The organism is Streptomyces sp. NPDC059499, assembly GCF_042749285.1.
GTDB lineage: Bacteria > Actinomycetota > Actinomycetes > Streptomycetales > Streptomycetaceae > Streptomyces.
Genome location: NZ_JBHYTT010000017.1, coordinates 142,332 through 162,566 on the forward strand (window position 1 = coordinate 142,332; position 20,235 = coordinate 162,566).

The window sequence follows — 20,235 nt, forward strand, 5'->3', positions numbered from 1 at the left end:
TTTACTTAACGTTTCCTAAACACTCCACGGCTTTCGTCACTTGTCCTCAATGTGCGCTTCATGCCGCGGTTCGATTCGCGACCGGGCGGGTCACGCCCCGGATCGGCCGGCCGGGCGCCGGTCGGCCCGGCGCCCGGTCCTGCTCATGTCGGCCCGCCTGCGAGATGCCGCCTGTTCAGGTGGTGAGGACGGAGTCGTCCTGGGGGCGCGCGCCGGGCAACTGGTGGCGTGCGGCGATGAGCGCGGCGTCGATGTCCCGGGTGCCCGTGGCCACACAGAGCGTGTAGGTGATGTCGTCCATGCGTCGTTGCACCTCTGCGTCGCCGTTCTCTGCCCGCAGAATGCGCAGGGTGTCGTACTGATCGACAAGGTTCCGCAGTACCACAGGATGGGCCATCAGCACCGGAGTCTCCGTTTCGCTCGCTCACGAGTCATTCGGCGACCCGTGTACCCCAGTTCTCCCTGTGCAGACCACCCGTAACCGTTGTGCGGTCAGGCTGCTGCCCGTAGGGCGTAGTTGTGGCGGGACGGTTGCCTGCGCGGGTTCGGCCGGTGTGATGCTTAGGCCGCTGCCGCCGGGGCGACGAGGTTGCCCCGGCGGCGGGTCGGGGAGGTGGCGACGGCGTCGTGGCAACGAGTCGCGGGAGCCGGCCGATCCTGTTGCCCGGGACGGCAGGCGGCCGGGTCCGTGGCGTGGTGCCGCTCCGGAGACCGTCAGCGGTGGCGACAGCCGTGGCGCGGGTCCGAACGGGGGCCGGTCGGCGTCCCTGCCGACCGGGGGCCCTTCGGCCGCGGGTGCCGGACGGCTCGGTCAGAAAGCGAAGACCGGTCCTTCGCCCAGGCTTGCCTGCATCTCACACGCGTTGCCGAAGCCGGCTGACCAGGAGACGCTGCGGCCCTGCCACACACCGGTCACGTCGAGGACGACGGGGTCCCACTGACGCGTGCAGTTCCCAGGCGACTGAGGCGTGGTCAGCCGGGCGAACTCACCGTTGACCGCGCGCAGTTCGGTACAGGCCGCCGCGGGTGCGGGATGAGTGCCCTGCGGGCGGGGCGCGCAGCTCAGGGTGACGGCCCGCTGGACGGTGACCGAGTCGGCGCTGCCCCTGCCGACCGACAGGACGAGGGCCGACGGGGCGTAGAGGCCGGTCGTCCGAGCGGGCCGGCTCTGTGCGACGCCCATGGCCGCCGTGCCCGACATGACGAGTGTGGAGACCGTGGCGATTACGCAGAATCTGCCGAGGTTGTAACGCATCTGTGAAGCTCCTTCGCGTGGAGTGGCGATTGCGGTGGGGAGTCTTGCGCCTGCGGGGAGTGAGTGCACATCGATCAGTTCTTTCCGGCCCAACCTCCGGAAAGCCCGCCTACCGAATGGCCGTTCGGCCAGCTCGGAAGCGGTGCGCCCGCCTCGCGCCAGGTGTCCGCCATGTGGACAGATTGCAGTGGTACAACCGCGAACTATCGTCTGACCTGCGATGACGCTGATCTGGTTCTCGCATGAAACCGCAGGCTTCGGCCGGAAAGCAGCGCATGGGACGCTTCCGGCAAAGACCTGAGGCACCTGCTCTCGGGGCGTCCTGCCGGAGTCGGCCACGGTCTCGCAAGGTCGTTCCGCGTCGGCCGCCGGGCTGTGCCATGCCTGAGACGCGCCGCGGGCAAGGGACCCGGCGGAGCGAGCAGGACGGTAAATTCGAACAATGAGTCAACTGAGCGACCCTGCCCGTCAATCGCCGCCGGGGCGGGGCCGGCTTCTGGCGGTCAGCGATCTTCACATCGGGATCACCGACAACCGTCCGATCGCCGACAAACTGCACCCGTCGCACGACGACGACTGGCTCATCGTCGCGGGCGACGTGGCGGAACAGGCCGAGGAGGTCGCACAGGCTCTGGAAATGCTGGCGGGCCGCTTCGCCCACGTGGTGTGGACCCCGGGCAACCACGAACTGTGGACCGTGGACAAGGATCCCGTACGACTGCGCGGACAGGCGCGGTACGAGCACCTCGTCCAGGTGTGCCGCGAGCTCGGTGTGACGACACCGGAGGATCCGTACCCCCGGTGGCAGGGAGCGGACGGGCCGGTTGCCGTCGCCCCCGTGTTCCTGCTGTACGACTACACGTTCAGGGCCCCCGGAACGACGACCAAGGAAGAGTCCCTGGCCAAGGCGCACGAGGCCGGAGTGGTCTGCACCGACGAGTACCTGCTCCACCCCGACCCCTATCCCGCCCGGGACGACTGGTGCCGGGCGCGGGTGGCGCAGACCGAGGAGCGGCTGGCCGCGCACGACCCGGACGTCCCTCTGGTGATCGCCGGTCACTGGCCGCTGGTGCGCGAACCCACATCCGTCATGTGGTACCCGGAGTTCGCCCAGTGGTGCGGCACGGAACTGACGGCCGACTGGCACCGCCGCTTCAACGTCGCCGCCGTCGTCTACGGGCACCTCCACATCCCCCGTACGACCTGGTACGACGGGGTGCGCTTCGAGGAGGTCTCGATCGGTTATCCCAGGGAGTGGCGCAAACGCGGCCACCCACGGGGCCTGCTGCGTCAGATCCTTCCCTACACGGGCGAACAGCCCCCGGCCGAGCCGGGGGAGGAGGCGTGATCGAGCAACTGCTCCCCGAGTACGTCGCCTGCGCGGACACCTTCGAGGCGGATGCTCCGGTGGGGACGCTCTACCCCGAGGAAGCGGAGGTGGTCGCTCGCAGCGTGGACCGGCGCCGGCACGAGTTCGCGGCCGTGCGCGGCTGCGCGAGACGGGCCATGGCGGCCCTCGGGCTTCCTCCCGCGCCGGTGTTGCGCGGCCACCGGGGGGTGCCCCTGTGGCCCGAGGGGGTCGTGGGCAGCATGACGCACTGCGAGGGCTACCGAGCCGCGGCGTTGGCCCGGGCGTCAGAGGTCCGCGCGCTGGGCATCGACGCGGAACCGGACGAAGCACTGCCGGCCGACGTGTGGGAGGCCATCTCGCTCCCCTCGGAGAGGCGGCGGATCGGCCTGGTCGCGGACGGCGCGGCCCCCCACTGGGACCGGCTGGTCTTCAGCGCCAAGGAGAGTGTTTTCAAGACGTGGTACCCGCTCACCGGCATCGAGCTCGACTTCGACGAGGCGGAGATCGAGTTCAGCCGGGGCGAAGGGGCTTGGCACCGGGGCACCTTCACGGCGCAGCTGTTCCGCACGGCGCCCGGGATACCGGGCACGTTCGAGGGAAGGTGGCTGGTCCAGGACGGGTTCGCGGTTACCGCGATCGCCCTGCCCCACGTGCTTCCGGAGGGCGACCGCACCGCAGGTTCCACCTGCCCGCCCGTCCGCTGAGCTCGGTGAGTGCGAGCGGGGGCACGTCCAGCCGCCAGAAGGCCTGTACCGGCAGAGTCAGCGCCTGGACCACGGCCGCGCGGACGACCGCGGGTTCGACCACCGCCATGACCCGCACGTCGCGGTCCCCGGCCAGGGTCTCCAGCCAACCGCCCACCCGCTCCGCCAGGTCCAGGAGCGACTCGCCTCCGTGCGGGGCGGCCGAGGGGTCGGCCAGCCAGGCGGACACGGCGTCGGGTTCGGCGGCGCTGACGTCCGACAGACGTTGCCCGCTCCAGCGCCCCATGTGCCAGTCGCGGAGCGCGGGTTCGGCACCGGGGGCGAGTCCGAGCGCCTGAGCGGTCTGCAGACAGCGTTCCGAAGGGCCGCGCACGTACCGGTCGGCTCCCGGCACGTCACCGGCTGCGTCCTCGGCCCCGCGCAGACCCGCCTCGTCCAACGGTGCGTCACCCTCGAAGCGCGCCTCTCGCGCCGCCGCGTTCATGGCCGGTGAGATCAACATCACCCGTACCGTCATGCTCCGCCTCCCCTTCTTCAACAACTGCCCGATGCGTAGGCGCCCCATGGGAACACGGCCCGTGCCGCGGGGCGTGACCGGGACGGTTGCACCGTGGCGGCGCCCGAGCAACAGGCGGTATGGTCGCGGCAACCAAGACGAGGTGTGAACGGAAGTCCGGTGAGAATCCGGCACGGTCGCGCCACTGTGTACCCGCTCCTTCTGCGGGAAAGTCAGACCCGGCACCTTCGTCTCAGGCACCACGACAGGGACGCGTGTTCCCACAGGAGGTTCTGCCATGGCACATTCTGCTGCCCCAGCCGCGATCGCACCCGCGATCACCCCCATCTCCCTGAAGGCTATTGCCCCCTGGGCCGTCTTCTTCGGCATCCTGATGCTGGTCCTGCTGTACTTCGTCGGAGCCGAGCAGGGCGCCACCGCGGTCTTCGCGGGTGAGTCCGTGCACGAGTGGGTCCACGACGGACGCCACCTCCTCGGATTCCCCTGCCACTGAGATTCCGGGAATCAGGGGAACGTTCCATGAACTCCGTATCGGTCAGAGCTCTGCTCGTCCGCGGGATGCTGGCCGGCCTCGTGGCCGGCGCGCTCGCCCTTGCCGTGGCCTACTTCCTCGGTGAGTCCCGCGTGGACGCCGCCATCGCGCTGGAAGAGTCACACGCCCACGACCACGGCGGCGGCGAGGAACTCGTCAGCCGCACGATGCAGGCCACCGGCGGTCTCGCCACCGGTGTCCTCGTATTCGGCGTGGCCATCGGCGGCATCGCCGCACTCGTCTTCTGTTACGCCCTGGGCCGCATCGGCAGTTTCGGCCCCAGGGCCACGGCCGCGCTCGTCGCGGGTGCGGCCCTGCTGACGGTGTACGTCGTGCCGTTCCTGAAGTACCCGGCGAACCCGCCGGCTGTCGGAAACCCCGACACCATCGGACAGCGCACCGGCATGTTCTTCCTGATGGTCGCTCTCAGCGTGCTGCTGGCCGTTGCCGCCGTGATGTTCGGCAAACGTCTCGCACCCCGCCTGGGCAACTGGAACGCGACGACTGCCGCAGGGGCCGGCTATGTCCTGCTGATCGGGCTCGCCTACGCCTTCCTGCCCTCGTTCAACGAGGTCGGCACGGACTTCCCGGCCAGCCTGCTGTGGGAGTTCCGGCTGTCCACGCTCGCTGTCCAGACGACGCTCTGGACCGTCTTCGGTCTCGTCTTCGGCTACCTGACCGAGCGGCTTCTCGTACCGGCCGCGCGTACCGCATCGTCGGCGGGTGACCGTACGGCACCTCGCACGGCCGATGCCGTGAGCTGACCTTCCAGCCCCGCAGGGGGCTTGCGGCAAGTGAACCCGCCGGGGATACCCGGCGGGTTCCGTCATGTGCGGCCGGGGCCGAGCTCTGCGTTCAGGCGTCCGGCGTCGGGGGTCAGGCGCCCGGCCGGCCGGTTCGTATCCAGTCGATACGGAAGTGCTTGAGCCTGTCGTCCTCGCCGACCAGCCGCATACCTGCCGCTGCCATGACGTGGTGCGAGCGGGTGTTGTCGAGATCGGCGTCGCCCTTCACGGACGCGACCCCCTGGGAACGCGCGAAGGCCAGAAGGGCCCGTAGCGCCTCGGAGGCGTACCCCCGACCGCGTACCGAGGGGATCAACCCGTAGCCGATCGTCACCCGACCGTCGGAATCGGGCCTTCCGTGAAAGCCCACGCCGCCTATCACGGCCCCGTCCGCGCGGCGGCGGATCTCGTAGGCGCCGAACGGTTGGGGGCTGCCGGCGTCCGCGCAGGTCTCCAGGAAACGGCGGGCGACCCCGCGGTCGCCGTCCCCGGGGTATCCGGGTGCCCAAAGGGTGCCTGCCGGCGGTTCGCCCGCCTCCACCGATGCGGCTTCGGCCGCGCTCAGCGGGTGCAGCAGGAGGCGTGTCGTCATGAGGTTGTCCATGACAGCCCGGAGTATCACCTCGGCAGGGACCGATGCACGCGAGTTTCGCCACCGTCCCTGCGTAGCGTTGCTACGGTAATGGTGTTAGCGTTGTTCGTGATGGGGTCGCGGAGACGGCCGGAACCCCTCTGTCGCAGGAGCAGGTCATGAGTGAGCAACAGCAGCACACCACCGCGGCGCGCAGGGTCGCTCTGGTCACCGGGGGATCGCGAGGCATCGGGCGTGAGAGCGCCGAGCGGCTCGCGGCCGACGGATTCGCCGTCGTCGTCAACTACGCGGGCAACAGGACCGAGGCCGAAGCGGCCGTCGAGGCGGTCATCTCCGCCGGTGGCGAAGGATTCGCGTTTCAGGCGGACGTCGCCGACGAGACGGCCGTGGCCGCCCTCTTCGACGCGGCCGAGGCCGCCTTCGGCGGGATCGACGTGGTCGTCCACGCCGCGGGTGTCATGACGCTCGCACCCCTGGTCGATACCGACCTCGATGCCCTGGACCGGATGCACCGCACCAACATCCGCGGCACGTTCGTCGTCGACCAGCAGGCGGCGCGACGCCTCCGTGAGGGCGGGGCGATCATCAACTTCTCCAGCTCGGTACTCTCGCTCGCCATCCCGGGATACAGCGCCTACGCGGCCACCAAAGGGGCGGTGGAGGCCATGACGCTGATCCTCGCCCGTGAGCTGCGCGGCCGGGACATCACGGTCAACGCCGTGGCCCCCGGCCCGACCGCCACCGCGCTGTTCCTGGACGGCAAGGACGAGGAGACCATCGCGAGGATGGCGGCCCAGCCGCCGCTCGAACGGCTGGGCACGCCCCAGGACATCGCGGAGGTCGTCTCCTTCCTCGCCGGCCCCGCCCGTTGGGTCAACGGCCAGGTGCTGCGCGCCAACGGGGGGATCGTGTGACGGACCGGACGACCTTCTTCGGCGACCCGGTCGGACGGGCCCGTTTCCCGTGCGGGCGCGAGCCCCGCGCCGTGAACCGCTTGATAGCGTCCGTGCGGTGAGTACCCGAGCGCGCATCCTCGAAGTGGCCGCAGGGCTCGTCGCGGCGTCCCCGGACGGGGACATCTCCACCCGGGCCGTGTGCGAGGCGGCCCAGGTCGGCGCACCGGCTCTCTACCGGCACTTCGGGGACAAGGAAGGGCTCCTTACGGCGGTGGTCGACCACGGCTTCGACGCGTACCTCGCGACGAAGCGGGAACGCGGCGAATCCACGGACCCCGTCGAGGACCTCCGCAACGGCTGGGACAGCCACATCGAGTTCGCCCTGCGGAACCCGAACCTGTACCGGCTGATGAACTCTCCGGCGATGCGCACGCCACCAGCCGCGGCGCTCGAGGCCCACCGGATCCTGACCCGTGATCTGGAGCGGGCTGCGGAACAGGGAAAGCTGCGCGTCACCCCCGAACTGGCCGCCCAGATGATCATGTCGGCGAATACGGGTGTGGCCCTCATGCTCGTATCCCGCCCCGCGACCTTCTCGGACGACAGCGTGCAGACGCGCGTACGCGATGCTGTGCACGCCGCGGTCTTCACCCCGGATGCGCGTGTCGCCGAACCGGTGGAGGCCGAAGTCCCCTCAGCGGCTGTCCGGTTGAGGGCTCTGCTGGACCGGTCGAAGGGGTCCGGCCTGAGTGCCGCGGAATCGGTGCTGATGAACGAATGGCTGGACCGGGTGTCGAACGCGACGCCGGGGGACGGGGATCGCTGAGGGGCCGGCCTTTCCGGATCCGTGCCGCCGATGCCGACCCGAGGCGCACGTTGTCGGATCAAGAAGGATCTGACCAGGCGAGGGAACGCCAGACCTGCTGGGCCCAGGCGAGGTCGGCGGGGTCCTCATGGGTGCAGCACAGCTCGGCAACGGTGCCGCCGGCTGACACCGTGAAGCCGTAGAACTCGTGCCGCTCCCCGCCGTGGTCGTCCGGGGTCAGCCAGAAGGCGTGGCGGAGTCCGCCGGGCAGAGGCTCGGTGAGCCGCTGCGCGGGCAGCCTGTCGGGGGCGCCGTCGAGCAGTACCGAGAGGAAGTCCTTGGGGGTACGTCCCGGGACGTCGTCCGTGAACACCGTCACGGCGGCGCTGCGGTCCGGTCCTGCGAACCGGTTCGCTCCGTCGGCGACCCGGGCGGTCAGGCCTGCGGTGCGGACGACGGTCCAGCGGTCGTCGAGGCGGGTGCGGACGTCGACGGGAAGCTGGTGCGGAAAGCGGCTGAGGACGTGGTCCCGGTCCCAGACGTCCTCCAGGACGCGGGTGGCCGTCGGGTGATGGCCGGCGACGAGGTAGGGCAGCTCGTCGGGGTCGGTGACCCGGGCGATGAACCGGGCGCCCAGCAGGTCATCGCCCCAGGGGCGGACCTGGTTGGAGAGCAGCCCCTTGAAGGTGAGGTCCGAGTAACCAGGGTCTTCCCACCGCTCGTCCGCCTCCCGGAGCGTGGCCTCGTCGACCTCCAGCCATACGCCCAGGACCAGCTCGGTCCCGTGTGTCAGCCGAACGGGAAGCAGACAGCGGATGAAGGAGCCGACGCCGTCCACCCTGAGCAGCGCGGACGGACCGAGCCGGTGCCGGGAGCCTTCGGGTGCGGTGAGGGCGGCGTCGGGCAGGTTGAATCCGACGTCGATGCGCCGCTCGTCCGTGAGGGACTCGCCGCAGCAGGAACAGGAGGGAAGATGGCTGGTCACAGCGCCAGGCTAGGGAACGCCCGCACCGCCCCGAAGCCCGGGGTCCCGCCCTGGGGTCCTGCCCACGGTGACGCGTGCCGTTGCCGGGACGCCCGAACACATCCAGTGCGCGGGCGTCCCTCGGCCTTGTTGCTCCGTGCCGCCTCTGCCGCAACGCGCTGAGCCGTCAGGGATCAAGACACATCCCTCGGCCGGAAGTCCCCGGCCAGTGCCGCGGCCATCCTCAGATGCGGTGCCGCTTCCGAGGACCGACCCTGGCGTTCAAGTGTGCGACCGAGCATGAGCCGCGCGTACTCCTCGACCGGATCGCGTTCCAGGACGGCGAGCAGCTCCGCTTCGGCCTTCGCGAGCCGCGCCGAGTGGTAGTAGGCGCGCGCCAGCAGCAGCCGCGGTGCGACCAGCTCCGGCTCCTCGTCCACCAGCCCGCCGAGGATCCGCGCCGCCGTCAGGTACTCCTTGGCGTCGAAGAACATCTGCGCACGGTCCCAGCGGTCGGCCGCGGTACCGAACTCGTAGTAGGTGTCGTTCACTTCTCCTCCTGGAGCGAATCGGGTCCTGCGGACGCGTCAACCAAGGAGTGTAGTTTAATATTCCACTAAATTTTCGGCGTGGGGACCGACACTCCACGTCCGCACGGGAATAGGTTGAGCGCCATGAGCAATCTCGATCGCCAGGCCGCACTCTCCGTCTGCGGAGGACGGGGCTTCGTCGTCGCCGAGCCGGTGCGTGAACTCCTCACGCCGCGGCATGTTCAGCTCGGCGAGTCCACCGAGGTCCGCCGACTCCTGCCCAACCTGGGCCGCCGCATGGTCGGCGCCTGGGCCTTCGTGGACCACTACGGCCCCGACGACATCGCCGACGAGCCCGGGATGCAGGTACCGCCGCACCCCCACATGGGCCTGCAGACGGTCAGCTGGCTGCACGACGGCGAGGTCCTGCACCGCGACAGCCTGGGCAGTCTCCGGACGGTCCGCCCGCGCGAGCTGGGTCTGATGACCTCGGGGCGGGCGATCAGCCACTCCGAGGAGAGCCCCAAGCCGCATGCCAGGCTTCTGCACGGAGCCCAGCTGTGGGTGGCTCTGCCCGACGCCCACAGGAACGTCGAACCGCACTTCCAGCACCACGCCGACCTCCCCGCGGTCACCGCGCCGGGGCTCACGGCGACCGTCATCCTCGGCGAACTCGACGGCGCCACGTCGCCCGGTACGGCGTACACCCCGATCGTGGGTGCCGACCTGGCCCTGACGGGCGGCGCCGAGGCTCGCCTGCCACTCGACCCCGACTTCGAGTACGCGGTGCTGTCCATGTCCGGCGAGGCAGAGGTCGACGGCGTCCCGGTACTCCCCGGCTCGATGCTCTACCTCGGCTGCGGCCGGACCGAACTGCCCCTGCGCGCGGTCTCCGACGCCGGGCTCATGCTCCTCGGGGGCGAGCCGTTCGAGGAGGAGATCGTCATGTGGTGGAATTTCATCGGCCGGTCCCACGAGGAGATCGAGTCGGCCCGGCTGGACTGGATGGAGGGCCCCCGCTTCGGCGAGGTGAAGGGCTACGACGGCGACCGGCTGCCTGCTCCGGCCATGCCGCCGGTGGCGCTGAAGCCGCGCGGAAGGGTGCGCTGAGCTGCGCTGATGTGGCCGGGTCCGGTCGTGTTCACGTCCCCAGCCGACCCATGGCTGGCGTCGCAAACGGTTGCGCTCGTGCAGCGAAACGGTCTGGTCCTGCGCCTGGACGGCCGGGAAATACGGGATCCGGCGCCGTCTTCCGCACCTTCGCCCGGGAACTGTCGTTCCTCGGCTACTTCGGCCACAACTGGGACGCACTCGTCGACTGCCTCCACGACTGGCATGGTCCCGGCCACGGAACCAGGACCTCGCGATCCTGATCGAGTATGCAGACGACCTGCTGAAATCAGACTTCCTCGGGCTGTTCGTATCAGTTCTCTTCCAGGCAGCCTGGAACCCCGACCTGCGCCTGGACGGCGACGGCGAGCTCGATGAATGGCGGCAGCGTATAGCCCAGCACTTCGCCTTCCTCCTGGACCGCACTGCACCCGTTGCCTTCACGGAGAAGGCGGCCAGCGGCATGGACGTGGCGGTGGCGCTTGCGGACGGCCGCCTGCTCGTCACCCTGACCGACGTCGACTGGCCCGGTGAAGATCCCGCTCCGTCCTCTGGACGGCCGGCCCGCTCTCCTTCGCGGACAAGGAGATCCTCAGCGGCATGACCATCAAGGCCGTCAAGCTGTTCCGAGACCACCTCGGCTGCTCGATCCACGAAGCCCTGGACATCCTCCGGTCCCGCTCTGAGCACCTGCGCCGCGAACATTCGGACGGCTGAATGACGGGCCGTGCCAGCCAATCAACTGGATTCGCTGAGTAGACGCCTCGATTGGACGAGATAGGACACCCCGTCCTCGAACACCGCGGTGACCTCCGCGACCGCTCCGCAAGATCTGTGCCAGAACCGGGTTCTGGCAGCAGATGTTCAGCAGTTTCGACAGCACTATGCCCTGGAGTTGTTCGAATCAGTGCCGGCCACGGGTGCAAGGAAAGCCAGCAGTGGCAAGTCGTTGGCCCTAGGTGGCTGGTCAGAGTGCACTCCGCTTGCCTGTGTGTCCGGCCGGGACGGGAATCGATCGCGCCCTAGCGTGGGGCAAGAACGATCCGGGCGTACCGCCGCCAGGATCCCGGTCTTTCGGAGGCGCCCAACCATGACCATCGAAATCGCTGAGCTCACCGGGGACTACGTCCTCGACCCCGCCCACACCCGGATCGGCTTCGTCGCCCGCCACGCCATGGTGACCAAAGTCCGCGGCGCGTTCCACCAGTTCGAAGGCACCGCCCGGGTGGACGGCGCCGATCCGGCCCGATCCACTGCCCAGGTGGTGATCAAGGCCGAGAGCATCGACACCGGTGTCGAGCAGCGCGACCAACACCTTCGCACCAACGACTTCCTGGACGCTCCCAACTACCCCGACATCACCTTCCGCAGCACCTCGGTCGAGCCTCGCTCCGACACCGAATACCGCGTCACCGGCGACCTGACCATCAAGGACACCACCCGCCCGGTCACCGTCGACTTCGAGTACACCGGCAATGCTGTCGATCCCTACGGCAACCTGAGGGTCGGCCTGGAAGGATCGGTGACCATCTCGCGTAAGGACTTCGGCGTGACCTGGAACGCGGCCCTGGAAGGCGGCGGCGTGCTGGTCGGCGACAAGGTCGTCCTGGAGTTCGACATCTCCGCGATCAAGCAGGGCTAGCAGTGCCCGACCGGCTGGCCCACCCGGTCGGCGGCACCACCACGCAGGGAAGTGACCATACGCTCGCGGACCGCGGTGTCCGGGTCAAATGCCGTCCTGCACCCGCACGGCAAACGTCGTGCGGGTGCAGGACGGGTAAGGCACCGGGCCGGCCCGTTCGAAAAGGCAGCGCGGATACCCAACGTCTGTGCGACGTACAGGAGAGACGGCACCAGAGACGCCGGTTCCGACGGGAGTCAGGTGGTTCTGCCGGCGGTCAGGCGATCCGGTGCGCAGTCCTCTGAATTCCCTTCAGCCCGCATGACGCGGCAGGAATTGTTAGGAGCTGTCCGGCCGATCATTGATGGCGTGCGCATGGCTGCTGCTTGAGGCGTCTGTGGCGACGGTCTGAAGTCGATTGCTGGACGCCTGATGCTGCGCGACCATCGTCGGATGAGTAAGGATGAGGGTCGGAAGCTGACGCGGGTTGTGCAGACGTGTTCCGCATACCCGTCGCAGTGGGATGCCTGGACGGCGGACGGCCAGTACCTGTATCTCCGATACCGGCATGGCGAGGGCTGCGTCGAGTGGCATCCCGGCCCTGAGGATGACGCTGACACGCCGGAGTCTTGGAACGAGGGCCTCTCCGGGCTCCTGATCGAATGGGACGACGGCAGCGGCAGCGGTGTCATCGGCCTTGAGGACTTCCTTGCGGCAGCGGGCTTGGTGTTGGCGCCGGGCGCCTCGGTGAGTTGAGGGCCTGGCATCGGTCAGGTGCGGAGCCAGATGACGAGGGCGGCTGCGGTGACGGTGCCGAGGAAGACGTAGCCGCGCTTGTCGTAACGGGTCGCGACGGCACGGGAGTTCTTCAGCCTGTTGATGGCCCTCTCGACGGTGTTGCGCTTCTTGTACCGCTCCTCGTCGAAGCCCGGTGGCCGGCCGCCTCGCGATCCTTTGCGCAGGCGGGCGGCCTGACTGTCGGCCTTCTCCGGGATCGTGTGGTGGATGGCGCGTCGCCGCAGATACTGGCGGCAAGGACCGCTGCTGTATGCCTTGTCGGCTGCGATGCTGTCGGGCTTCTTGCGGGGCCTGCCAGTCCGGGCCGGAGGACCCGGATCTTCTCCAGCACCGGTATGAACTGGGTGCAGTCGGCTCGCTGCCCCGGCGTGACGATCAGGGACAACGGGCGGCAGCGGCCGTCCGCGCTCAGGTGGATCTTGCTGGTGAAGCCGCCGCGCGAACGACCCAGGCCCTCGCCTCCCGCACCACCTCCACCAGCCGGCCGACGAGGCTCTGCCACGGAGTTTCGTCCTGGTGTTCCAGGGACTCGTCCCCCTTTGAGTCGGCGAGAGCCGGTGGTGGATCGATGCGGGCGTCGGCCGCGTGCTGGTGTGCGCGCACGATGGTGGAGTCCACCGAGATGTCCCAGTTGATCTTTCCTGCCGCGTCGGCCGCGGCCTGGACCTGCTGCAGCAGCCGTTCCCAGGTTCCGTCGGCAGACCAAAGCCGATGGCGCTCGTAGACCGTCTTCCACGGCCCGAACCGCTCTGGCAGATCACGCCAGTGAACCCCGGTCCGAACCCGGTGAAGAATCCCGTCGATCACCCGTCGATGATCACGCCACCGCCCACACCGACCGTTACTCACCGGCAGGAACGGCCGAAGTCGCTCCCAATCGGAGTCCGACAGATCGCCACGTTCTCCCCGCCCCATAGCGGGAACAACGAGCAGATCAGGCGAAAGTCACATGATCGGCCGGACAGCTCCTAGCCGACACGCTCCCGCTTGGGCTGAGCCGCTCACTCGACAAGGCCCGCCCAGGAACTGGTCGAGCACGAGCCTTCCACTCTCACGGCTACCGCAACACCGACTCGCGCTGCACTCGCCGGAGCCTCTGCCGCCCAGGCCAAGATCCGATCCCGGATGATGGTGATTCAGGAAGAGTTGGATTGGTTTGTGTATGGAGCCTACGGACTGCTCACACCAACAGAGACAGCGAGGACCACGCTGTCCGTAGGCCCTACTGACCTGACTGGCATCGACGTCCCCCAGCTCGAGCTTGGCCAGCGCACCTTTGAGGTCATCTTGGCCCGCGACGGGGCCACGGCCGATACCAGCTGGTATGCACGGCACAGATCTACCCCAGTCAGCGAAATCCCGGCAGAGTGGCCCGACGCCTACAAGCAGGTCGTACAGGCCCGCCCAGACCTCATCGAGTCCAACTAAGACATCCGCCTCATCGAGCGCCCCGAGTACAAGCGCCGCTGGTCCACCGAGCCGTGGGAGAAGCGCGAGGCCACCGCACTGCGTGCCTGGCTGCTGGACGCTGCCGAGCGCCACGACCTGTGGTTCGAGGAGCGCAACGAGTTCACCGCGGCCCGCCCCCTCACCGTGAACCAGCTCGCCGATGCCCTCCGCCATGACGAGGACGTCCAGGCCGTCGCCGCCCTCTACGCAGAGGACCACCTCGGCAAGCGGGATGCCTCCCTGGCGACCGTCCTCGCAGCGGTCATCGAGCCCGAGCACGCCCCCTAACTCAGCGTTCTGCGCTACAAGGAGACCGGTTTCCGCAAGCGCGAGCAGTGGGAGCAGGTCTGGGAGCAGCAGCGCGAGGAGGACCGCACCGGGAAGCGGCTCGACATCAAGGGTCCGCCGAAGTACACGGGCGTCGACTTCGTCAAGCTGTCCTACTGGTCGAACCGCGGCAAGCTCGATGTGCCCAAGGAACGGTTCATCTCCTACCCGGGGGTGTCCACGGACAACGACTCGTCGCTCCTCATCGGTTGGGCCGGCTGGAACCACCGCGAGCAGGCCGAGGTTCTGGCCAACCTCGTCCACGACCGTGCGGAGCGGGACGGCTGGCCAAGAACGACGCGCGCTTCGTCCCGCTCCTGGCCGGGCTCCAGGAGGCCATGCCCTGGGTGCACCAGTGGTACGACGAGTTCGACGAGGAGTGGGACGGCAACCCGGCCGAGGAGTTCCAGAGCGCGCTCAACCTCGGCCGCACCGAGCGCCACCTGTCGGAGTCCGACCTGCGCGCCTGGCGCCCCGAGAAGAAGCGGGGCGGCCGCACGAAGGCCGCAGAGTAGGCACGTACGGGCACATGTGGGTGGGGCCGGAGCTTCGGCCCCACCCCGGGCTTTGCGAACTCGGCCCAGGCAGGCGGCCTGACACGCACGGTTCGGGACGGGATCAGCTCACTGTCTGTCTCCACCGGCGTGGGTCGTCTTCCAGCTGCGCCCGCTCCCAACCGCCGTGTTCGGCGGCGGCCTCGTAGGTGGTCTGCAGGAACTCCATCAGTGCGCGGTCGGGGTCGGGGGCGGTGCGCACGGTCTCGTACGGGAGCAGGAACTGGCCGTTCTCCGTGCTGTAATAGGCGCCCTCCGGCCCCACGGGATAGTCCGCGAAGCCTGCGGGCTCAGGGTAGGCGTAGGAGTAGAACGCGCCTTCCTCTCCGCCGCCCGGCCAGAAGCCGCAGCTGGACAGTTCGCGGGAGTAGCCCTCGACCATCACCCAGTCGCCGCAGTTCGGGGCGCCGCCTGGATGCGGGGGAGCGGAGCGTCCGGAGAAGCGGGTGCAGGCGAGGTCCATCGCCCCCCAGAAGAAGTGCACCGGGCTGGACTTGCCCGTGAAGTGCGCCCGGAACTGGCCCATGACGCGGTTCGCCTGGAGCAGCTGCCGCCAGAACAGGTGCGCCGCCTCTGCGTCGTAGGAGGCGTGCTGCTCGTCTTCCGCGAACGGGATCGAGGGGTCCACTTCGTTCGGACGCCTCTGGAAGTCCGCGCCGATGCCGAGCGCGTCGAGCGCCTCCATGGTTTCGGCGTAGAAGGCGGCCACCGACTTGGGTGCCAGGGCCACACTGCGGTCGCCGCCGTCGCTGCTGCGGATCCGCAGCTGATGGTCGACGAAGTCGAACTCCGCGTCGAACACACCGCTGCCGTAAGGGATCGACCCGGTGGTCAGCCCTCTGGGGGTGACGTGCAGAGTGACCTGCCACCAGTGGTTGAGCAGGGGCGCGTGAGCCAGCCGGAGCTTGCCCACGATCTGCGTCCACATGTGGAGCGTGTCCCGCGTCGCGGTCCAGTCGGCGACCCGCAACGACGGCCATGCGGCAGGCCCCGACGCCGCCGGGCGCGTGGGGGAGTGGTGAGTACTCACGGCGTCTTCCTCCAGAGGGGGCTATCGGTGCTCGGGGTTGCTGAAGCCGGGACGGCAGCCCGCGTCCCACTCGCTGCGCCGGTTGCCATACGCCGGGATGCCGCCGGCCGTACGCAGCATCGCCGCCAGGTGCAGCATGTTGTAGGTCATGAAGGCGGTGTTGCGGTTGGTGAAGTCGTTGTCGGGTCCGCTGGAACCGGGGTCGAGATAGGACGGGCCGGGCCCGGCCTCGCCGATCCACCCGGCGTCGGCCTGCGGCGGGATCGTGTAGCCGAGGTGCTGGAGGCTGTACAGCACGTTCATGGCGCAGTGTTTGACACCGTCCTCGTTGCCGGTGATCAAGCACCCGCCGACCCGTCCGTAGTACGCGTACTGCCCCTTGTCGTTAAGCAGGCTGGAACAGCCGTACAGCCGCTCGATCACCCGCTTCATCACCGAGCTGTTGTCGCCGAGCCAGATCGGCCCGCACAGCACCAGGATGTCCGCGTCGAGCACCCGCTCGTACAACTGAGGCCAGTCGTCACGTTCCCAGCCGTGTTCGGTCATGTCCGGCCACACTCCGGTGGCGATGTCGTGGTCGACGGCCCGTACGGTCTCTACATCCACTCCGTGTTGCCGCATGATGCCGACACTGCGGTCGATCAGCCCGCCCGTGTTGCTGATCGCCGGCGACCGTTTGAGCGTGGTGTTGAGGAACAGCGCTCGCAGCCCGTCGAACGATGGCGTCGCGCCGTTCTTCTCCACGGCCTGGTCCATTGGTGTTCCTCCCGGTGTCGAGCGCGGCCTCAACGAGTTGGACCGCTGGTGGGCGCTTCCGCAGGGGCGGACACGTGGAGGGTGCTGGTTGCCTCCTGCTTCCTCCACGGAGGCCCAACGTCAATCCTGTGGCCGTCCGCGCACGGCCGCCACAGCAGCCGCACAGCGGGTGGGAGGCGTGCAACTTCGCTCCCTGGACGGCGAGAACGCCAAGGCAAACCCCGAGAAGCCGTGCTCACCCCGCCCCCTGCCCTGGCCGCCCTGCCCCGCCGGGCATCAACCGGCAGTCGCGACGAGAAAACGAGGCTTTCCCTCAAGGAGTGCACCCCAATGGCCCCCATCCTGGCTCTCTGCTGAGCGCTTCGACATCACTGCCATTAGCGTTCCGCATGACGGAGGCGCGTATGAATGGGTACGGGCGCATTCGTCACCCCGAGTCCGCTCTCGCTACCGGTCCCCCGACCTCCTCGGGTGCCTTGCCTGCTGTGAAGCGACCCAAGGCTGGGCGGCCCTGGCTCTGTTCATCCCCCACACACGGAGGCGACCATGGGCTTCGCTGGCCGGCCCTTCATATTCCTCGCCGTTACGGTTCTCGGCGGCTCTGGCGGGCTCGCTACCCTTGGATTCGCGTCGGCAGACGTGGTCCCGCGGAAGGCGGCGGACGTGGTCCCGCAGAAGGCGTCCGCGACTGCGGCAGCCCACCCTGTCGACGGCTCCTCGGCGAAAAGCCGCACCATCCGCGTGGAGGCCCGGCTGCAGGTCGGCGAAGAGCTGGATCTGGGGGCACCGGGCCGCAGCGTCGGCGACCAGTTCGTCTTCAGCGGGAATCTGGCGTCGACCGGGGGAGCGGAAGAACGCCCCGTCGGACGCTTCGGCGGGTTCTGCGTCATCACCGACCTCGAACGCAACGCGGGACAGTGCTCGTCAACCGCAGTGCTGCCGGGTGGGCAGATCACCGTCCAGGGCGAGCAAGCCGGAATTCCGGCACCGAAAACGGTCGTCAACGCGATCAACGGAGGCACTGGAGAGTTCCGTACGGCGCGTGGCCAGGTGACCCAGCGGGTGTTGACGCCGGCGACCTGGCAACTCACTTTCGAAGTCCTCGACGTGCAGCCTCATCGGGCCCGGGACGGTCACGTGCCGTCCGAGGCGCCGATGCCTCCGTCCTTCCCCGGCAAGTAGCTGCGTCAGGCGGTCTCAATGCCGCCCGGGATGTGCAGTGGCGAGAGCAGCGCTTCCCGCCCGTGCCAGATATCGGGCAGACCCCGTCACAGGCCCGTCCCGGACATCGACGCGCCGCCGCGACCCGACCCGACCCGACCCGCACCGATCACCGCACATGGAGACGTCGTGATCAAGAACTTCCGCACATTCATGAGTTGGGGCGTCGCCCTGGCCACCGCCACGGCCGTCACCGTCACGGTCGGCGCAACCGCCGGAGGCCCGCCGAACCCGCGGCCGACCGACCCGCAGGCCCGCCCGACGGCCGGACAGGGGAAGGAACCGCAGACCGCGCTTCGTGCGACAGAGCGCCGACGGATCGCCACATCGGTCCTGGGTAGGGACCTCAAGTTCACACTCACCGCTCTGAGGTCGGAGACCGATCCGCTCGCGGCATCCGTGCGCCTCCAGGTCTTCACCTTCAAGAACGGTGCGTGGAGAGAATCGGACCGTGCTCCGGTCGGCGAGGCGGACGCCTGGTTCTGGTTCCCGCTGACCGGCCGCCACGCGGTGTGCGAGTTCTCCACCGCCGGCACGGAGCCCGCACCGGTTGCCGTCAGCCTGCTGATCACGCCGTCGATCGGCTGCTCACCGGCCGAGAACTTCCAGATCGAGAACGGACAGATCATCCCCGGCTGATAGCCGCTGGTGACTGCGGTGCCTGCCGCCGCCCGTCGTCGGCAGATTGGTTCGCCGCCTGCTCCGTCGGGCGAGGGTGGGGCCGGAATCCGGCTCCACCCGCACCCGATACGCGGTCCTCGGTACGTCAGCCGCGCGCGGCGTCGTCCACTGGACGGCTCCGACGCGCAGGGTCGGGCCTCCGGACTGCTTCGAGTCGCGAATGTGGACGGCCGTGTCTGCGGCCGCCACTTCCACGCACTGCCCGCCCTCACCAGAGCTGTAGCTGCTCTTCTTCCAGACCAGCCCGGTTGCCCCGTCGACGTTCTTCTTCACAACTCTCCCAAGAGCATCTCGACCTGGGCCAGTGACTCATTCGGGGTCATGGCCTGGGCGCGGAGCACGCCATATGTGGATTCGAGCGCGAGAAGCTTCTGCCGGTCCAGTCGGGCGGCTACCCGCTGTGCGACGGTGTCCTCGTCGAGGAGCGGCCGACGCATAGCGAACACCGCCTCGCGTACTCCTCGCTCTGCAACAGCCCGTGTTCGCACACCAGGCCGCCAGCGGGTGAAAACCGAACGTCTTCTTCCAGGTCGCCGCCGCCCCTTCCTTCTTCGAGGCGGCGGTGATGATCGTGGCGTCCATGTCGACGATCACCCAGTGGTGCAGGCGTTTCCCGGCGATGGTCAGCCAGGGAAACCCACCGGGGCGTAGGGCCAGCCAGGACCACACCACCCGGCGGACCCTCGCCCGCGCCCGGGCCATCGCCGCGATCCCGTCAGGGGCGAGGTCCCCAGCGTCCGGTGCACCGTGGAGTCGGAAGCCCCAGGACCGGTCAACAGCTCCTGGTGCAGGGCGAGTTGCTCAGCCTCCAGCACACTACGGGCCCCGGGTGCGATCGATATCGCCAACTGCACGAACATCACCGCACGCTCCCGCCATCCCGGCCCGCCCTGAGGGAACACCCCGGTCAACGACTAGGTCAGCCCCGACCGGTCCGCGAGCCGCCGCAACAACACCACCCCCGCGTGCCCCACCAGCCCCTTGCCGTCGGCCCGTACGGCCAGGCCCCCGGCCCCGGCGTGACGATCAAGGACAGCGGGCGACAGGAGCCGTCCGCGCTCAGGTGGATCTTGTTGATGAAGCCGCCGCGCGAGCGGCCCAGGCCCTCGTTTCCCGCACCACCTCCGCCAGCCGGCCGACGAGGCTCTGCCACGGACTTTCGTCCTGGTGTTCCAGCGTCTCGTCCCCCTTTGAGCTGGCAAGGGCCGGCGGCGGGTCGGTGCGGGCGCCAGCCGCGTGCTGGTGGGCGCGCAAGATGGTGGAGTCCACCGAGATGTCCCAGTCGATGTCGTCGGCCGCGTCGGCCGCGGCCTGGACCTGCTGCAGCAGACGTTCCCAGGTACCGTCGGCCGACCACAACCGATGGCGCTCATAGACCGTCTTCCACGGCCCGAACCGCGCAGGCAGATCGCGCCAGTGCACCCCGGTCCGGACCCGGTGCAGAATCCCGTCGATCACCTGCCAGTGATCACGCCACCGCCCACACCGACCGTTGCTCACCGGCAGGAACGGCCGCAACCGTTCCCACTCCGCGTCCGACAGATCACCGCGTTCTCCCCGCCCCATACCAGGAAGAACGAGCAGATCAAACAACGGTTACATGATCGACCGGACAGCTCCTAGTAGGGCTTTGTTAGGTGTCTGGGCAAGCGGTCGCCTTGATGGTTTCCTGCTGGTATAAGGGCAGATGAACTCGCCGCGTGCCGGGGCCGGTTGGAGGAGTTCGCTAGGGAGGTGTTCGCGCCGTTGGCGCGGGC

At 68.8% G+C, this 20,235-nt stretch carries 23 protein-coding genes, 3 pseudogenes and 1 riboswitch; of the genes and pseudogenes, 14 read left to right on the plus strand and 12 right to left on the minus strand.

Features of this window, described 5'->3' with window-relative positions:
* Positions 1 to 175 precede the first annotated feature (175 nt).
* Both ACFW9O_RS30525 and ACFW9O_RS30530 read right to left on the minus strand, forming a co-directional pair.
* Positions 176 to 403 (minus strand): DUF5133 domain-containing protein, encoded by a 228-nt coding sequence (locus tag ACFW9O_RS30525; protein WP_384613765.1) that lies wholly within the window; start codon positions 401 to 403, stop codon positions 176 to 178.
* A gap of 408 nt (positions 404 to 811) precedes the next feature.
* Positions 812 to 1,255: a subtilase-type protease inhibitor gene (locus ACFW9O_RS30530; RefSeq protein WP_384613767.1), complete on the minus strand. Its 444-nt coding sequence runs from the start codon at positions 1,253 to 1,255 to the stop codon at positions 812 to 814.
* A 442-nt stretch (positions 1,256 to 1,697) separates the two neighbouring features.
* On the opposite strand from ACFW9O_RS30530, the gene ACFW9O_RS30535 reads away from it, so the two are divergent.
* A complete protein-coding gene (locus tag ACFW9O_RS30535; protein WP_384613769.1) occupies positions 1,698 to 2,603 on the plus strand; it encodes a metallophosphoesterase family protein in 906 nt (301 codons plus the stop codon).
* A complete protein-coding gene (locus tag ACFW9O_RS30540) occupies positions 2,600 to 3,310 on the plus strand; it encodes a 4'-phosphopantetheinyl transferase (RefSeq protein WP_384613771.1) in 711 nt (236 codons plus the stop codon). The genes ACFW9O_RS30535 and ACFW9O_RS30540 overlap by 4 nt, the downstream gene beginning before the upstream one ends.
* On the opposite strand, the gene ACFW9O_RS30545 is transcribed toward ACFW9O_RS30540, so the two are convergent.
* Positions 3,234 to 3,827: a histidine phosphatase family protein gene (locus ACFW9O_RS30545; RefSeq protein WP_384613772.1), complete on the minus strand. Its 594-nt coding sequence runs from the start codon at positions 3,825 to 3,827 to the stop codon at positions 3,234 to 3,236. The two genes, ACFW9O_RS30540 and ACFW9O_RS30545, sit on opposite strands and share 77 nt — an antisense overlap.
* 103 nt (positions 3,828 to 3,930) lie before the next feature.
* Positions 3,931 to 4,122, plus strand: a riboswitch (cobalamin riboswitch).
* On the opposite strand from ACFW9O_RS30545, the gene ACFW9O_RS30550 reads away from it, so the two are divergent.
* Together ACFW9O_RS30550 and ACFW9O_RS30555 are read left to right on the plus strand one after the other, a co-directional pair.
* Positions 4,105 to 4,320: a CbtB-domain containing protein gene (locus tag ACFW9O_RS30550; RefSeq protein ID WP_351172319.1), complete on the plus strand. Its 216-nt coding sequence runs from the start codon at positions 4,105 to 4,107 to the stop codon at positions 4,318 to 4,320. (Overlaps the previous riboswitch by 18 nt.)
* 26 nt (positions 4,321 to 4,346) lie before the next feature.
* Positions 4,347 to 5,123, plus strand: a complete 777-nt coding sequence (locus tag ACFW9O_RS30555; RefSeq protein ID WP_384613774.1) for a CbtA family protein — start codon at positions 4,347 to 4,349, stop codon at positions 5,121 to 5,123.
* Between the two features lie 112 nt (positions 5,124 to 5,235).
* Here ACFW9O_RS30555 and ACFW9O_RS30560 read toward each other — a convergent pair whose 3' ends face one another.
* Positions 5,236 to 5,748, minus strand: a complete 513-nt coding sequence (locus tag ACFW9O_RS30560) for a GNAT family N-acetyltransferase (RefSeq protein ID WP_384613776.1) — start codon at positions 5,746 to 5,748, stop codon at positions 5,236 to 5,238.
* 146 nt (positions 5,749 to 5,894) lie between these two features.
* On the opposite strand from ACFW9O_RS30560, the gene ACFW9O_RS30565 reads away from it, so the two are divergent.
* Together ACFW9O_RS30565 and ACFW9O_RS30570 are read left to right on the plus strand one after the other, a co-directional pair.
* Complete coding sequence (locus ACFW9O_RS30565) at positions 5,895 to 6,650, plus strand: SDR family oxidoreductase (protein ID WP_384613778.1); 756 nt, start codon at positions 5,895 to 5,897, stop codon at positions 6,648 to 6,650.
* Positions 6,651 to 6,747: 97 nt separating this feature from the next.
* Positions 6,748 to 7,458 carry a TetR/AcrR family transcriptional regulator gene (locus tag ACFW9O_RS30570; RefSeq protein ID WP_384613780.1) on the plus strand — a complete coding sequence of 237 codons (711 nt, stop codon included), beginning with the start codon at positions 6,748 to 6,750 and terminating at the stop codon, positions 7,456 to 7,458.
* Between the two features lie 58 nt (positions 7,459 to 7,516).
* Here ACFW9O_RS30570 and ACFW9O_RS30575 read toward each other — a convergent pair whose 3' ends face one another.
* Entirely contained in the window at positions 7,517 to 8,422 is a 906-nt protein-coding gene (locus ACFW9O_RS30575) for a DUF2199 domain-containing protein (protein ID WP_384613782.1), read from the minus strand.
* Positions 8,423 to 8,595: 173 nt separating this feature from the next.
* Positions 8,596 to 8,952, minus strand: coding sequence for a tetratricopeptide repeat protein (locus tag ACFW9O_RS30580; RefSeq protein WP_384613783.1), 357 nt, complete (start codon positions 8,950 to 8,952; stop codon positions 8,596 to 8,598).
* 123 nt (positions 8,953 to 9,075) lie between these two features.
* Between ACFW9O_RS30580 and ACFW9O_RS30585 the strand changes: the two genes are divergently transcribed.
* The 4 genes from ACFW9O_RS30585 (at position 9,076) to ACFW9O_RS30600 (ending at position 12,418) form a co-directional block, all read left to right on the plus strand.
* A complete protein-coding gene (locus ACFW9O_RS30585; protein ID WP_384613785.1) occupies positions 9,076 to 10,041 on the plus strand; it encodes a pirin family protein in 966 nt (321 codons plus the stop codon).
* Positions 10,042 to 10,091: 50 nt separating this feature from the next.
* Positions 10,092 to 10,304 carry a barstar family protein gene (locus tag ACFW9O_RS30590; protein ID WP_384613787.1) on the plus strand — a complete coding sequence of 71 codons (213 nt, stop codon included), beginning with the start codon at positions 10,092 to 10,094 and terminating at the stop codon, positions 10,302 to 10,304.
* Positions 10,305 to 11,131: 827 nt separating this feature from the next.
* On the plus strand, positions 11,132 to 11,683 hold the full coding sequence (locus tag ACFW9O_RS30595; RefSeq protein ID WP_384613789.1) for a YceI family protein: 552 nt from the start codon (positions 11,132 to 11,134) through the stop codon (positions 11,681 to 11,683).
* 432 nt (positions 11,684 to 12,115) lie between these two features.
* Complete coding sequence (locus ACFW9O_RS30600) at positions 12,116 to 12,418, plus strand: hypothetical protein (RefSeq protein ID WP_384613791.1); 303 nt, start codon at positions 12,116 to 12,118, stop codon at positions 12,416 to 12,418.
* A 14-nt stretch (positions 12,419 to 12,432) separates the two neighbouring features.
* Here the strand turns inward: ACFW9O_RS30600 and ACFW9O_RS30605 are convergent.
* Positions 12,433 to 13,375 (minus strand): annotated as a pseudogene (locus ACFW9O_RS30605) (IS5 family transposase).
* A 213-nt stretch (positions 13,376 to 13,588) separates the two neighbouring features.
* Between ACFW9O_RS30605 and ACFW9O_RS30610 the strand changes: the two are divergent.
* Both ACFW9O_RS30610 and ACFW9O_RS30615 read left to right on the plus strand, forming a co-directional pair.
* Positions 13,589 to 14,461, plus strand: a pseudogene (locus ACFW9O_RS30610) (DUF7008 domain-containing protein); the annotation flags it as partial.
* Between the two features lie 113 nt (positions 14,462 to 14,574).
* Positions 14,575 to 14,751: a DUF7008 domain-containing protein gene (locus ACFW9O_RS30615; protein ID WP_384613793.1), complete on the plus strand. Its 177-nt coding sequence runs from the start codon at positions 14,575 to 14,577 to the stop codon at positions 14,749 to 14,751.
* Positions 14,752 to 14,854: 103 nt separating this feature from the next.
* Here the strand turns inward: ACFW9O_RS30615 and ACFW9O_RS30620 are convergent, their stop codons facing one another.
* Together ACFW9O_RS30620 and ACFW9O_RS30625 are read right to left on the minus strand one after the other, a co-directional pair.
* Positions 14,855 to 15,820 carry a DUF5996 family protein gene (locus ACFW9O_RS30620; protein ID WP_384613795.1) on the minus strand — a complete coding sequence of 322 codons (966 nt, stop codon included), beginning with the start codon at positions 15,818 to 15,820 and terminating at the stop codon, positions 14,855 to 14,857.
* A gap of 21 nt (positions 15,821 to 15,841) precedes the next feature.
* Positions 15,842 to 16,576, minus strand: a complete 735-nt coding sequence (locus tag ACFW9O_RS30625; RefSeq protein WP_384613796.1) for a flavodoxin family protein — start codon at positions 16,574 to 16,576, stop codon at positions 15,842 to 15,844.
* A 741-nt stretch (positions 16,577 to 17,317) separates the two neighbouring features.
* On the opposite strand from ACFW9O_RS30625, the gene ACFW9O_RS30630 reads away from it, so the two are divergent.
* Together ACFW9O_RS30630 and ACFW9O_RS30635 are read left to right on the plus strand one after the other, a co-directional pair.
* The gene (locus ACFW9O_RS30630) at positions 17,318 to 17,758 is read left to right on the plus strand and encodes a dirigent protein (RefSeq protein ID WP_384613798.1); all 441 of its coding nucleotides are present in this window, start codon (positions 17,318 to 17,320) and stop codon (positions 17,756 to 17,758) included.
* Positions 17,759 to 17,926: 168 nt separating this feature from the next.
* On the plus strand, positions 17,927 to 18,436 hold the full coding sequence (locus ACFW9O_RS30635) for a hypothetical protein (protein ID WP_384613800.1): 510 nt from the start codon (positions 17,927 to 17,929) through the stop codon (positions 18,434 to 18,436).
* On the opposite strand, the gene ACFW9O_RS30640 is transcribed toward ACFW9O_RS30635, so the two are convergent.
* The 3 genes and pseudogenes from ACFW9O_RS30640 to ACFW9O_RS30650 form a co-directional block, all read right to left on the minus strand.
* On the minus strand, positions 18,386 to 18,751 hold the full coding sequence (locus ACFW9O_RS30640; RefSeq protein WP_384613802.1) for a DUF397 domain-containing protein: 366 nt from the start codon (positions 18,749 to 18,751) through the stop codon (positions 18,386 to 18,388). The genes ACFW9O_RS30635 and ACFW9O_RS30640 overlap by 51 nt on opposite strands.
* A complete protein-coding gene (locus tag ACFW9O_RS30645; protein ID WP_384613804.1) occupies positions 18,748 to 18,924 on the minus strand; it encodes a hypothetical protein in 177 nt (58 codons plus the stop codon). The genes ACFW9O_RS30640 and ACFW9O_RS30645 overlap by 4 nt, the downstream gene beginning before the upstream one ends.
* 566 nt (positions 18,925 to 19,490) lie before the next feature.
* A pseudogene (locus tag ACFW9O_RS30650) lies at positions 19,491 to 20,044 on the minus strand (IS5 family transposase); the annotation flags it as partial.
* Positions 20,045 to 20,235 lie beyond the last annotated feature (191 nt).

Excerpts from the sequence above, each read along its gene's own strand:
- ACFW9O_RS30530 (WP_384613767.1), bottom strand. The coding sequence starts at position 1,255 with ATGCGTTACAACCTCGGCAGATTCTGCGTAATCGCCACGGTCTCCACA.
- ACFW9O_RS30535 (WP_384613769.1), top strand. The coding sequence starts at position 1,698 with ATGAGTCAACTGAGCGACCCTGCCCGTCAATCGCCGCCGGGGCGGGGC.
- ACFW9O_RS30545 (WP_384613772.1), bottom strand. The coding sequence starts at position 3,827 with ATGACGGTACGGGTGATGTTGATCTCACCGGCCATGAACGCGGCGGCG.
- ACFW9O_RS30550 (WP_351172319.1), top strand. The coding sequence starts at position 4,105 with ATGGCACATTCTGCTGCCCCAGCCGCGATCGCACCCGCGATCACCCCC.
- ACFW9O_RS30555 (WP_384613774.1), top strand. The coding sequence starts at position 4,347 with ATGAACTCCGTATCGGTCAGAGCTCTGCTCGTCCGCGGGATGCTGGCC.
- ACFW9O_RS30560 (WP_384613776.1), bottom strand. The coding sequence starts at position 5,748 with ATGGACAACCTCATGACGACACGCCTCCTGCTGCACCCGCTGAGCGCG.
- ACFW9O_RS30565 (WP_384613778.1), top strand. The coding sequence starts at position 5,895 with ATGAGTGAGCAACAGCAGCACACCACCGCGGCGCGCAGGGTCGCTCTG.
- ACFW9O_RS30585 (WP_384613785.1), top strand. The coding sequence starts at position 9,076 with ATGAGCAATCTCGATCGCCAGGCCGCACTCTCCGTCTGCGGAGGACGG.
- ACFW9O_RS30590 (WP_384613787.1), top strand. The coding sequence starts at position 10,092 with ATGGCTGGCGTCGCAAACGGTTGCGCTCGTGCAGCGAAACGGTCTGGT.
- ACFW9O_RS30595 (WP_384613789.1), top strand. The coding sequence starts at position 11,132 with ATGACCATCGAAATCGCTGAGCTCACCGGGGACTACGTCCTCGACCCC.
- ACFW9O_RS30600 (WP_384613791.1), top strand. The coding sequence starts at position 12,116 with ATGAGTAAGGATGAGGGTCGGAAGCTGACGCGGGTTGTGCAGACGTGT.
- ACFW9O_RS30615 (WP_384613793.1), top strand. The coding sequence starts at position 14,575 with ATGCCCTGGGTGCACCAGTGGTACGACGAGTTCGACGAGGAGTGGGAC.
- ACFW9O_RS30625 (WP_384613796.1), bottom strand. The coding sequence starts at position 16,576 with ATGGACCAGGCCGTGGAGAAGAACGGCGCGACGCCATCGTTCGACGGG.